Origin of the sequence: Aquiflexum sp. TKW24L, from assembly GCF_023502205.1 — a bacterium.
Taxonomy (GTDB): Bacteria; Bacteroidota; Bacteroidia; order Cytophagales; family Cyclobacteriaceae; genus Cognataquiflexum.
The window spans coordinates 44,239-56,259 of the sequence record NZ_JAMFLG010000024.1; the positions used below are offsets into that span (position 1 = coordinate 44,239).

At 42.4% G+C, this 12,021-nt stretch carries 10 protein-coding genes; 3 read left to right on the top strand and 7 right to left on the bottom strand.

Going from position 1 to position 12,021, the window contains the following annotated elements; all coding sequences use genetic code 11:
- Positions 1-127: 127 nt before the first annotated feature.
- Together M3O96_RS15255 and M3O96_RS15260 are read left to right on the top strand one after the other, a co-directional pair.
- Positions 128-1,303 (top strand): fibronectin type III domain-containing protein, encoded by a 1,176-nt coding sequence (locus M3O96_RS15255; RefSeq protein WP_249721947.1) that lies wholly within the window; start codon positions 128-130, stop codon positions 1,301-1,303.
- Positions 1,304-1,333: 30 nt separating this feature from the next.
- A complete protein-coding gene (locus M3O96_RS15260) occupies positions 1,334-1,942 on the top strand; it encodes a metallophosphoesterase family protein (protein WP_249721977.1) in 609 nt (202 codons plus the stop codon).
- A 15-nt stretch (positions 1,943-1,957) separates the two neighbouring features.
- Here the strand turns inward: M3O96_RS15260 and M3O96_RS15265 are convergent, their stop codons facing one another.
- From M3O96_RS15265 to M3O96_RS15280, 4 genes are all read right to left on the bottom strand, one after another.
- The gene (locus M3O96_RS15265) at positions 1,958-2,536 is read right to left on the bottom strand and encodes a helix-turn-helix domain-containing protein (protein WP_249721949.1); all 579 of its coding nucleotides are present in this window, start codon (positions 2,534-2,536) and stop codon (positions 1,958-1,960) included.
- Positions 2,537-2,574: 38 nt separating this feature from the next.
- Complete coding sequence (locus M3O96_RS15270) at positions 2,575-3,699, bottom strand: TIGR03364 family FAD-dependent oxidoreductase (protein ID WP_249721951.1); 1,125 nt, start codon at positions 3,697-3,699, stop codon at positions 2,575-2,577.
- Positions 3,699-5,027 carry a DUF5690 family protein gene (locus M3O96_RS15275; RefSeq protein ID WP_249721953.1) on the bottom strand — a complete coding sequence of 443 codons (1,329 nt, stop codon included), beginning with the start codon at positions 5,025-5,027 and terminating at the stop codon, positions 3,699-3,701. The genes M3O96_RS15270 and M3O96_RS15275 overlap by 1 nt, the downstream gene beginning before the upstream one ends.
- Positions 5,028-5,127: 100 nt before the next feature.
- Positions 5,128-5,823 (bottom strand): HAD-IA family hydrolase, encoded by a 696-nt coding sequence (locus tag M3O96_RS15280; protein WP_249721955.1) that lies wholly within the window; start codon positions 5,821-5,823, stop codon positions 5,128-5,130.
- Positions 5,824-6,128: 305 nt separating this feature from the next.
- On the opposite strand from M3O96_RS15280, the gene M3O96_RS15285 reads away from it, so the two are divergent.
- Positions 6,129-6,698, top strand: coding sequence for an HD domain-containing protein (locus tag M3O96_RS15285; RefSeq protein WP_249721956.1), 570 nt, complete (start codon positions 6,129-6,131; stop codon positions 6,696-6,698).
- A gap of 1 nt (position 6,699) precedes the next feature.
- Here M3O96_RS15285 and M3O96_RS15290 read toward each other — a convergent pair whose 3' ends face one another.
- Genes M3O96_RS15290 through M3O96_RS15300 form a run of 3 tightly spaced genes read right to left on the bottom strand, consistent with a single transcriptional unit; the run spans position 6,700 to position 11,986 of the window.
- The gene (locus M3O96_RS15290) at positions 6,700-8,352 is read right to left on the bottom strand and encodes a metallophosphoesterase family protein (protein ID WP_249721957.1); all 1,653 of its coding nucleotides are present in this window, start codon (positions 8,350-8,352) and stop codon (positions 6,700-6,702) included.
- Positions 8,349-9,440: an alkaline phosphatase family protein gene (locus tag M3O96_RS15295; protein WP_249721958.1), complete on the bottom strand. Its 1,092-nt coding sequence runs from the start codon at positions 9,438-9,440 to the stop codon at positions 8,349-8,351. Before M3O96_RS15295 ends, M3O96_RS15290 begins: the two co-directional genes overlap by 4 nt.
- On the bottom strand, positions 9,437-11,986 hold the full coding sequence (locus tag M3O96_RS15300) for a phosphocholine-specific phospholipase C (protein WP_249721959.1): 2,550 nt from the start codon (positions 11,984-11,986) through the stop codon (positions 9,437-9,439). The genes M3O96_RS15295 and M3O96_RS15300 overlap by 4 nt, the downstream gene beginning before the upstream one ends.
- Positions 11,987-12,021 lie beyond the last annotated feature (35 nt).

The window sequence follows — 12,021 nt, forward strand, 5'->3', positions numbered from 1 at the left end:
TAACTGAAAATCTCAAACTTTCAGTTATGGCTTTTCCTATTGATGATTATTTATCAGTTTCTTAACACCCTCTTCATCTCTTTCATTTTTCTTCTGTTTAGTATTGGTAAACAAAATTTCAACTCCAATGCTGACTTTTCTGATTCTTTTTTCATTGCTCTTTCCAAAGGCTTCACTTCAATCCTCTGATTCAATTCCCGAACCTGCTCAAGAATTTTGGTTTTGGAATCAGTATGATCTTCCAAGAAATGCAGCTACAAAAATTTTTCAAGAGACCGATTTTTTGAAGAATTTTCAAAAGTTCGGTGGAGGTTTTTCTGACTCACCAAACAGCCTCAATGAACCTGTTTCGGCCATCTATCAGCCATTTGAAAGCCAAACTGTCAATTTTTCCAAACCATTTGCCTTGGAGTTTCTTTTGCTCAACCATGTCATTAATCCGGTCGGAATCTCTTGGGAATTTTGGAATGAAAAGGACTTGGGATTGGCTATTTCAGTATTTGACAAAAAAGTGACTCCCGGCATGATTGAAAAGGGTATTTGGGAGGAATCAGGATTCAATTCTAAAGCATGGAAAAAATACTGGAACCATTATTTGCTAAACTTTGATGGTAAAAATCTCCTACTTTTTGAACAAGGGGTTTTGGTTTGGCAAAAGGAATTCGGGGGAGATTTGGAAGGAAGTCAGTTGATTCTTAAATCCTTCCTGAAAAATGAACCCTACATGGAAGCTCATGATATCGTAAAAAAAACAGCGATATACCAACAAGCCCTCTCAGCGCACCAAATTGCCAATTTGTTTCAAAAAGTAGAAAATCAGATCAGCGCTGGAAAGCTTTATTCTGACAAGTTCCATCTCATGGCAGGTCCTTACCTCAATGATATCAGTGAGAACTCTGCCCAAATGGTTTGGGAAACGGACCGGGCCGCAAAAGCCATTTTGACTTATGGAGAAAAACTTCCTTTGGATATATCAAGAAACTTCGATGCCTCAACAAATCCAATTAGTACAGCCACTTTGGAAAATCTGAAACCCGGGACTACCTATTTCTACCAATTTGAGTTTGAAACTGAAAGCGCTGAAAAATTAGCTACTCCAGTTCTTTCTTTCCAAACAGCAAAGCCAAAAGGAAATCCTTTTCTTTTTGGAATCATCAGCGACACGGAAAGTAGGCCACAGATCAACAACCAAGTTGCCCAAAGACTTTGGGAAGAAAGGCCGGATTTTCTGATCCATTTAGGGGATTTGACAGATGGTGGTTTCAAAGATTCCAAGTTTGAGTGGACGATGGAATATTTTTAGGGAGTTGGTGCCTTAACCTCTAGGATTCCTATCGCAACTGTTCCGGGAAATGGTGACGGCGATCTTCATTGGTACAGGCAATACCATCCTCAGACCAGTGAAAAGGGCTTTTACCGTTTTGAATATGGAGACGCTTCCTTTTTTATGCTCAACAGCAATCCTCGAAAAGACCTTCAAAAAGGAGGAGAACAATATTTTTGGCTTGAAAATGAAATGGCCAAAAGTGGATCGAAATGGAAATTTGTCGTGCTGCATCATGCACCCTATTCTGCAGATGAAGATGATTATGGCAATACTTGGGAAGGACCCGGAAACCAAGGCGATCCACAACTTAAAGGGCTTATTTCACTGATTGAAGCCAATGAGGTGGATATGGTTTTCTTCGGACACCTGCATACTTATATGCGGTCTCATCCTTTGAAAGGGGACAAAGTCGATTCTGAAAATGGAACGCTCTATATACAGGCAGGAGGAGCGGGAGGCAACTTGGAGGACAATGCCCCAACCCGTGCTTGGTTTACTGCCAAGAACCTCCGAGGACATCATTATTGTACTGTCCAGGTCGTTGGAGATTCCTTGGAGCTTCGGACGTACAATCTGGAAGGAGAGATTATTGATGTTTTCACCATCAAAAAATGAAATGAGATATCGTTTTTACTCCATATTTTCAAAGAAATAAACAACGAGCATCCTTACGATTTCCTTTCCCTCATTGACAGGATTGTGCTCAAGACGTCCATCAAAAAGCATGGAATCTCCTTCGAAAAGTTCGACGGTCTGATCACGAAAAACGTACTTGACGGTACCATGAAGGATATATTTGAATTCGAAAGCATCGGTGGTCACAAAATTCCTGACCGACCCGGGCATGATTTCCAGCAGGACAAAATCGACTGCTCCTGATTTGATTTTTCTTGTAAAGATCCGCTCATACTGATAGCCGGAAGCCGGTTCTTTTTCGAATTTGGAGTACTCTTCTTTCCTAAGCACCAAAATCGGCGCTTCCCTGCCGTCCAGACTGAGGTCATTGAAAAAGAAGTTTAGGTCAACTTCAAGTGCCCGGATAATCTGCATCAGGACAAGTAAGGAGGGTAGCGTCCTGGAATTTTCGATTTGGGAGATCAAACCCTTTGTGACGCCTGCCCTTTCGGCGATTTCCTGGATGGTAAGGTTCTTATCTTTTCTGATGCTTTTGATCTTTTGACTGATCTGAACCAAGATTTCGTTTTCCATTTTGAAAAATAGCAGGATATCTAAATATACCCTAGTCTTTAGCTGATTTTCTCCACCACTTCTTCACCGAGTCCGAATGACAAAGTCATCCCTGCCCCGCCCATGCCATTGACTATCCATACATCCGAATTGACTTGATGGACAAATTCAGTAGCCCCATTGGTCATTTTTGGATAAATCCCATGCCATGAAGATTCCAAAGTCCAGTCTTTGAATGCCGCAAAAGTCTTCAAAAAGTCAGTAATCTTTTTGTTGATATCCTCTCTGTCAAAAGGATCCAAATGCCTTCCATATTCGTGGCTGTCACCGATTGTCAGTTGCCCGTTTCCATTTTGGGAAACCATCACATGGATCCCAAGATCCAACAAGTCCGGATATTGTTCCTCATATACTGCCTTAAGTTTGGCCAAGGAAGGTGCTACATGAAACCCTTTGTAATGAATGAAACTTAAGCCAGCACAGAGTGGGGGACCGATGCGCCAATTCTCCGGTTGATTCACGAGGCGCATCATCTGAAGTTTACATTTGGTGATAGGCGTGGCATCAAAAATTTCGGGATAGAGTGTTTCAAAATCTGCTCCACTACAGACAAAAACCTGATCAGCTTCCCAGGTTTGCTTCCCTGATCTGACTTTATTTCCATTGATTTCAGTGACCGCTTTATTCCATTCGAAAGTCACATTTTCTAGAGATTCGAGGTAAGCTGCCGTTTGCCAGATTGCCTCTCTCGGATCAACGATCATTTCTTCCTCTGTCCAAAGTGCACCTTTCAGCCCATTCAAGATGGCAGCCTGACTTTTTTCAGCTGTCTGTGTGGGATTTAAATGAAAGGCTGATTTGATACCCTGCATGGCTGCCACATATTCTTCAACCACCTGATTTTCCAAATCGGTGTAAGCAAGATGAAGCGAACCAGTTTCTTCCGCCCAGAATTTTGCCTTTTTGCTCATCTCCAGCCAAATGGCCCTTGACCGCATTGCCCTGTCAAAAGTTGCTCCTTGAGCCTGTCCCACAGGCCATACCATTCCAAAGTTTCGGATGGAGGCGCCAACAGGTTTGGGATTTCTTTCGATGACGGTGACTTTCCAGCCTTTGTTTGAAAGTGCTCTGGTGATGGCTAATCCGACGATTCCTGAGCCAATGACGATTGCTGATGCTTGCATTATAGGTTATATTTCTGAGCCAAAGTAATATTTTCAATTATTCCCGACTCGTAAGTTTTTGTTTTTCTTTTAAAATACCAAAGGGTGTAAAGCATCATTCCCACGCCAATACTCAGCATAATCAAGATGCCTTGGGTGTAAAATAGATGCCAACTCATGTCTTGCAAAATCCCAAATTGTTTGATGGTGACGATCGCCACCGAACCCAAATAGCCGAAACTGTCTGCGAGGTACATCAGGAATCCGACATTTCCGGCGGATTTGAAAGAAGCGATCAGCCTGTCAAAAAGCAGACAATTGAATGGAATATATCCCATGTAAATTCCTGTGCCAGTCAAGACCACCCAAAGAAAAGGTGGAATAGCGCCGATCTGCAGAAGTAAAGTTGCTCCCACTGCTAAGGAAAGTCCCGCTATGATGATCCAATGATACAGAAACAATGCTTTTTGGTTGTTTTTGACAAGCACCAAGAGCGCCATCATGACCAAAAGAATTAAAGTAATTGGTATTTCTGTTTGGGTAAGCAATTCGGGATTGACGTTGATTCCCATCGTTTCCCAGATTTCTACGGCAAAATTATCGCGGATATCACGGAGGGCTGTAAGTACCACATATACTAGGATAAGAATGGTGATTCCCGGCTTGAAAGCTTTGAAGAAAGCCATTCTTTCTTTCTTTGACATTGGCGTCCGGACAGATCGGAGTGCCACATCATTTTGATTGGGTGGAGGAGTCTGATTGAGCAAAATAACCGAAACAAAAAGCAAAGGCATAAATATTCCGCCTGTCCAAAAAGGCATCCAACTTTCTGTAACACCCCAATCATCCATGAGGTATTTGCCTATTGTCTTCACCAAACCGGAGGAGAATACAAAGCTTACAGCCAAGATACTGCCCATCATTTCGGTAAATTTTCTCCCTTCCAGATAATGGAAAACCAATCCCCAAATCAATCCCAAAGGAAATCCATTGATCAAAAAACACAGGATATTGAATGGAGCAGGTAGCACCGCAAAGCCCAACAACCCCATCCAGGAAATACCAATCAAAGTCAAAATCAAAACCGCCCGTCTCTCAGGTTTGAGTTCGGAGATCATCTTGATGCCATAGAATTTACTCGCCATGTAGCCGAAAGTCTGCGCCAATATCAACCAGACTTTCAGGTCCATTCCCATAAATAACTCCCCCTCAAAAGTCGCCGCTGCAAAAGGTTTTCTGAAAGCATACATGCTGCTGTAGGTCAAAAATGCCATCACCGCTGCAAACAAACTCATGCTGAAGTTGCTGCTTTGGGCAAGTTTTTTGGAGACAAAGGGAAGTTGCAGCATGGGAGAAAAATGGGAGTCTGGGTGGTTTTTATGTAACCCTCCATGGGTTTTGAACCCTTGGAGGGTTTGGGATCTTAACCCTTGGAGAGTTTAGTATCAATTATTTTCTGATCAAATCCAGAATTTCTGTCAAGGAATTGACGATGTGGGTGGGGTGATGCTTTAGAAGATCTTCTTCAGAAAAAGCCCCTGTTGTCACTCCAATGCTCATTAGACAACCTGCGTTACGCCCTTCATTGATATCGACTTCTGTATCACCGATTTTGATTACTTCTTTCGGGTCTGTAATTCCGAATCTATCCATCATCACTTGGATCATATCGGGATATGGCCTGCCTCTTTCGACTTCATCACTACATACCGTGAAGTCTATCAGAGTAGATTTTTTCCAACCCACTCTTTCCAAAATCACATCCGTAATGTCCCTGCTAAAACCCGTATCCAACCCGACTTTTATGCCCAAGTCCTGAAGTGATTCGAAAACAGACTCCGCATCATCCATCGGTGCAATCCCCGGAGTGGTGAGGTAATAGTCGATCATATTTTGCACAAAATCTTCATGGATAGCATCAATGAGGTCCAAAGTAATGCTCGCTTTATCAGTCACGTGATTGGAAAGAATTGCCTGAATGGCCAAAGGCTTTGGGTAGCCCATCTTTTCGTTTGCCTCTGCCAAGGTGACTTTTTCAAATCCATGATTGAGAAAAGCATGCTGGAAAGATTCTGCAACGTTGCTGTTGTCTTTGATGGTGGTTCCGGCAATGTCAAAAACTGCGAGTTTGATGGCTTTTTTCATGTGGAATATTATTGTTGGACTTGAAATTTTAAGGGTGAGAAAGAAAGTTAACTTTCCTTATTTTAAATAGCTGCAAACAAACATAAGTTTAGCAAAAATAAACCTTGTGCCTTTATTTGTCAAAAAATATGCAGTTACTATTGTGTTAACATTTAACTTATGATTATTGATTTAGTCTTAGTCAATGATTGGGTGCTAGAATTGCTCCTAGATTCGACATTTTCTTATTTAACCTTTTCTTAATTTCACTTTCGTCTTGAATCAAAATAGATAGATTAATTTAGTATTTATAAACATTCAACAAAATGAAGGATAACCTTTCCAAGGAAGAAAGAGTCAATATGGTTTTTGACCTATACGAGAAATTTGGTCATGCAGATTATATCGGTGAACCCGTTTCCCAGATTGAGCACATGTGCCAATCCGCCCAACTTGCCCAAAAAGAAGGATATGACAATGAAGTGGTTTTGGCGGCCTTCTTCCATGATTTGGGACATTTGTTTGCCATGGACCGACAACTTGAAAATATGGGTGGCTATGGTGTCAAGCGACATGAACAGATCGGTGCTGATTTTTTGAGGGAAGTCGGATTTCCTGAGAAAATAGCCAAATTGGTTGAAAATCATGTGCAGGCAAAGCGCTACCTTACTTTCAAATTCCCCGAATATCTTCAAAAGCTATCCGAGGCGAGTTTGATGACTTTGGGTTACCAAGGTGGCGTCATGTCTTCGGGAGAAGCAGTGGCTTTTGAAGAAGACCCTTTGTTTGAGCTTTCCCTCAAAATGAGAACTTGGGACGAATTGGCCAAGGAAGAACAAATCCCTGTTCCGGATTTGGGATATTTGAAAGAAATGGCGCTGAAGGTGATCGATTGACTTATTTCTCTAAAGAAAAAGCGTCGATCACTTTTCCTGATTGGTTGATAGCTTTGAATTCAAGCCCTTTGTCTGTAACCTCAATCCAACCAAAATGATGCTCTCGGATGAGCTTGTCCATCATCGGATATTCTTCTTTTTTGTCTTCAGGTTCCAAGCCACCGCCCGCTCCGCCAATGATCAAAAATGCCGTCTTTCCATTTTGATGATCCAAGATCAACCTTTCATAATCATGGGTATGTCCTGAAATCACCAAATCGGCCAAACCGGATTCCCACACAGGCCTTAATAGATTCTCCATACTTTTCTCCCCATGATACCCCATCCAACCTTGACTGAATGGGGGCTGATGAACCAGAATGATTTTCCAATTGGCTTCTTTCCATTTTTCAGATTTTAGTTCCGATTGAAACCATTCGTATTGTTCGGAATTTTCTACGATCCCAATCGGAAAATTTTCATTCGGGTCCAAAGCAATAAAAGCGCAGGGCCCATCTTGCCATGAAAAGTAGTTTTTTTGGCTTTCGGTTTTTAGCACTTTTCGGAAAGCTTCAGGAATCCATGTTTGATATGAATCATCATAATCATGGTTTCCCGGCAGCAAATAATGGGGAACTGCAATAGGGGAGAGGTATTGAAGCAATTTTTGGTATTCACTTTCCAGTCTTCCGTTTCCCACCAAATCCCCGATTCCTATGGTAAAATCAGGATTTTTTTCTCTAACCTGCTGAAGAATTCTCTCAAATTCTGCCCATCCGCCTTGACTGTCTGCCCAAATGGCAAAGCTAGTTTGGGTTTTTGATTCTTTTGATGGGGCTTCAAAAACCGGAGATTGGGTTTTGGACATTTCAAACTTGAAAAATTGGGCTTTCTTTTTGGGTAGAAATGCAGAATAGGTTCCCTCTGTTTCTGTTGCCAAGGTAGAAAAATGCATGTCTGTGGAGTCATTACCAAAATACAGCCATGATTCGTGCCCTTTTTCGCCGGTCCATCTGATCAGATATTCGTCTTTGTCAAATGGTAAAATGACCGGATCTGAATACCAAATCGGGAATTCTTGAAACTTATCGGAAGCAAAATCAACCTCTTTAAGTTTGGATTTCGCTTCAAAAACTTTTCGCTGCATTTCCTCCTCAAAATCTATTTTGGCTTTTTCCCAAACTCCAATAGGAATCCAATCAACTTTTGTCAGACCGCCTGCCACGGCATAGTTGATTACCCTGATGGTAATCTTTCCTTTGGTTTTTGGGATTTGGTAGACGTGGTCTTGGTCGGGAAGGATGGGATTTCCTTCGACCCAAACCTGCTGACCATCATCCGCCCTCACGGCCAAAATCCCATTTTCAAGTTCAAATTCCGCCGAATACCAGATGTTGGAATTTGGAGTAGGTATGCGGTGAGGTAGATTTACTTCAGCACCTATTTCTAATTCGGGAAAAACAGCTTCCTTTCCACTCAAAGTATCCCAACCGTGGTATTCCCAACCCAAGGACAATTCTTGGATTTCTTCTTTTGGTACAAAATCCCAAATAGAACCCATCGGCTTGTCTTTCCAATAGGCCATGAGAGAGGATGAAAAATTCGGGTTTTCTCCAAGCTCTTTTGATTGACATCCACTCAAAATAAGGAAGACAATGAAAACCTTAAGTCTCATTTTCCCATAATTGCAGGAATGACATCGCCTGCTTTTGCTACAGGATATTGGAATCCCAATAATTCAACCATTGTCCTAGCTATTTGCATGGCATAGGTTTGGCCTTCTTTTTTCACTTCACCTAAAGCCGGGGTGTCAGGTCCAATGGCTGCAATCCAGATTTCATCCGAATTGGGGGTATTGACAGAATGGCTTTTCCAATTGACTTTTGGATATACGCCGCGTCCATGGTCAGTCATGATGACCATAGTGGTTTTACCTTTGTATTGCGGATCATTTTGGACAAAATCCCAGATTTCACGGATGTACGCATCGGTCTGTCTTGCGGAGAGCAAGTATTGGTCGTATCTGTCGTCGTGACTGTAGTCGTCTGTCTCGCCATATCCGATATAGAGGACTTTTGGCTTTCTGGTTTTCAACTCCTCCATTGCATAATGGTGGGTAAAAAAGTCCAACCTCACTCCACCCCAAGGGCCGCGTATCTCATCTTGCGCACGGTTTACGAAAGTCTCAATTTCAGTCAAATCTTCACCTTGGGCTTTTTCAAATCCTGCATTCAGTTTCAATCCATTTCGGTCTCTGTTGAGAATAGCAGGAAATACATCCCAAGATGCAAATGCTGCAATCCTGTTTTCAAAACCTTGCTGCTTCTGTAGAAATTCCAAGAAATTGGGATTTGGGTTATTCTCTTGGCTGTTGCTGTTGATGCGCTCATCGTCAGGGTAGCCGGCAAAAATCTCATTGTAGCAGGGTTTGGAGAATACCATCCTATTTTTGTCATTCACCTTGCTGCCATATTTTCTGTTTCCATGCAGTTGACCTTCTTTTGCGATGACATTCCAGAAGAATGGCATCAACAACTCTCTTCGGAGTTTTGGGTCACGGTGCCAAAAGGTCTCTGTGAGTTTTTCAGGATCTTGGGCATATTTTGTATCTACTACCAACAGGGAATCTGCGCCTGAAAATACCTCCTGCCATCTCAAACCATCCAAGGTAATAAAGATCAGGTTTTCAGTTTTGAAGTTTTGCGCGGAAATGTTAAAAGCCAGGGTAAAGAAAAAAAGCCCGGTCAGATATATCTTTTTCATACGTTAAAGGAATTGCTTTCAAGGGTAAGGTTGCCGATTTGCGGATCTGTTTTGGAAGGAAGACCGGTTTCAATTCTTCCTGCAAGTCTTCTTTCGAAAAACTCATTGCCTTTGATCGTCAAGGCATAATCGTACCAACCAAAGCTTTTATTGGTGTCTAAGGTGATTGTTTTCTCGGAATTCGGATTGATTGAAATTTCCGTCTGAACCTTTCCGTAGGCTTGGTCTTCCAATACAAACTCCAATGTTTTGATCTTGTCGAGATTTTGGATTTGGAGCGTGAGAAGCGGGTTTTTTGGATCCTCAATGTTATAGGTAGCACTGATTTCCACCAAAGGCTCGTTTCTCATTCCTTTGAAACATCTATAAAAACCATTTGGACCATAAGCATCCAAGTGGTAATGTCCGTTTTCAAAATTGACAAGTGGCCATTGGTAATCTAGGTCTGTTCCCGCCTCCAAGGCAAAAGACCAGACTTTCATCGGCATCCATTTGCCGTTTTCTAAGTATTTGGCAGGGGCATAGACCTGGAAAGGAACACCTGCGGTCTTTTTCCCAAACACCTTATCAGAATTTTGAAAAACTATCCTGAATGATTGCTGAAAATAATCCATTGCCCCATCAAGGTATAATTCGTAAGGAAGCGCATTGGAATTTCTTGTTCCGGCTTCTTGTTTGGGCAGGACTTTGGATTTTCTCCCGGTTTTTTTGACAGCTTGGATTTCTTCTGATTTCAAAGGGCCGAAGTTGTCAGGCAGGTTTTTGAAACTTGCTTGGTGGATCATTTTCATAAATTCTTGCTGTACTACGGGTTTTGGAAAATCTATTTTCTCGCCATCATAAGGTCTGAAAGCAGAAGTGAGGTCACCGCAAACGGTCCTTCGCCAACTGCTGATATTGTCTTCTGTGATGTCTTTTCCGGTTTTGTGTTTTAGAAATTTCTCTAAAAACATCAGGGACGAAGTCAGGTCACAGACTTCAGAATTGACCCAACCGCCACGTGTCCATGGGGAGGCGATGATCAGCGGAACCCTATATCCCAAACCAATCGGACTTTGGCGAGCGTTTTTCTCCTTCATCCCAGGCTTGGAAAGTTCTTCCTCCATGGTGACAAATTCGTCTTTGGTCTGAATGCCTCCGGTAACTTTCCCTGAATTTGGATCTGTGGGATGCGGTGCAACAAAAGGAGGGATATGGTCAAAATACCCGTCGTTCTCATCGTAATTGAGGATAAAAATAGTCTTCTTCCAGACTTCAGGATTTTCTGTCAGGATGTTCATGGCCTCAGAGACATACCAAGCACCATACCAAGGTGCGGAAGGGTGGTCGGAAAATTTTTGTGGAGCGACTAGCCAAGATACAGTCGGGAGCTTTCCTTCTTTGACATCTTTTCGAAATTCGTGGAGGATGTCTCCCTTGGGGATTTTGGTTTTGAAGGCTTCTCCGTCTTTTTCGTATTCCATCCATTCTGTCTGATGGAAATTAGGGTCTTCAGAATTGATCGTAAATGCTTTTTGGTGGAGGTTTTTCTCAAAGTCAGAAAGCTTGTCAAAGTTGTCCGGATGGTACTTGACCAAGGTCGCTTGGACATACGCCAATTTGGTTTTGTTTTCTCCAAGTGCTATTTCCTGACCTTCCACAGGATTGGATTTCATCGCAGCCTCTAGATCAGCGATGGATTTTAGAAGTTCTTTTTCTGCTTTCTGTAAAAATGGATAATGGCTTTTGGCAAAGCGGACGTGGTATTGCTTGAACCACTCCAGGTTATTGTCTGTGAAGTTGGCCAAAAATGATTCGTCTTCATCTTCTAATCCTGAGGACAAGCTGATTTCATTTTGGTAAACCCGCCATGAAACTCCGTTTTCCTCCAATCTTTCAGGATAAGTTTTCCAATCTACCTCTTTGGAAAAAGTAGCTTCGGAATTGCGGACTACAGAAAAACCATCTTTGGGATTCCTGCTTTTTCCTGTCCAAAAATACATCCTGTTGGTCGTGGTGCCGGTCAGTGCCGAGCAAAAATGCTGGTCGCAGACAGTAAAGGCATCTGCCAATGCATAATAAAAAGGAATATCTTCTCTTTTGTAATAGCCCATGGTCAAGGGCACGTGGCTAAATTCCTTGTTTCCGGGTCTTTTGGATTCTACCCAGCCGTCGTATTTCCCTTCGTTCCGTGCATCAACTTGATTTTCCCAAGAATGAGGAATATCGCCCATCCAAGTAGCTTTGGTGTTTTGGATATCAAGGTGGAAGGGCTTATAGGTATTTCCTGCTTTGTCAGGCTGCAGCCAAACAGGCAGGCCATTGGCCAACTTGATCGCCCGCGGGTCGTTGAAGCCACGGACTCCCTGGAGAGAACCCAATGCATGGTCAAAAGACCTGTTTTCCTGCATCAGAAAAACGATATGCTCCGCATCTAAAAAAGTAGTACCTGCTTCCGGGCTGATGGCCATTGCATTTTGGATAGCCTGTGGGATTCCTCCCCAAAGTGCCATACTTCCTGAAAAAATAGCTGCCTGTTTAAGAAATTCTCTTCGGTTGTTTTTCATGGGTATTGTTTAAAAATCCTGCCCGTTCCGTAATT

Excerpts from the sequence above, each read along its gene's own strand:
- M3O96_RS15265 (WP_249721949.1), bottom strand. The coding sequence starts at position 2,536 with ATGGAAAACGAAATCTTGGTTCAGATCAGTCAAAAGATCAAAAGCATC.
- M3O96_RS15295 (WP_249721958.1), bottom strand. The coding sequence starts at position 9,440 with ATGAAAAAGATATATCTGACCGGGCTTTTTTTCTTTACCCTGGCTTTT.
- M3O96_RS15270 (WP_249721951.1), bottom strand. The coding sequence starts at position 3,699 with ATGCAAGCATCAGCAATCGTCATTGGCTCAGGAATCGTCGGATTAGCC.
- M3O96_RS15280 (WP_249721955.1), bottom strand. The coding sequence starts at position 5,823 with ATGAAAAAAGCCATCAAACTCGCAGTTTTTGACATTGCCGGAACCACC.
- M3O96_RS15300 (WP_249721959.1), bottom strand. The coding sequence starts at position 11,986 with ATGAAAAACAACCGAAGAGAATTTCTTAAACAGGCAGCTATTTTTTCA.
- M3O96_RS15255 (WP_249721947.1), top strand. The coding sequence starts at position 128 with ATGCTGACTTTTCTGATTCTTTTTTCATTGCTCTTTCCAAAGGCTTCA.
- M3O96_RS15285 (WP_249721956.1), top strand. The coding sequence starts at position 6,129 with ATGAAGGATAACCTTTCCAAGGAAGAAAGAGTCAATATGGTTTTTGAC.
- M3O96_RS15275 (WP_249721953.1), bottom strand. The coding sequence starts at position 5,027 with ATGCTGCAACTTCCCTTTGTCTCCAAAAAACTTGCCCAAAGCAGCAAC.
- M3O96_RS15290 (WP_249721957.1), bottom strand. The coding sequence starts at position 8,352 with ATGAGACTTAAGGTTTTCATTGTCTTCCTTATTTTGAGTGGATGTCAA.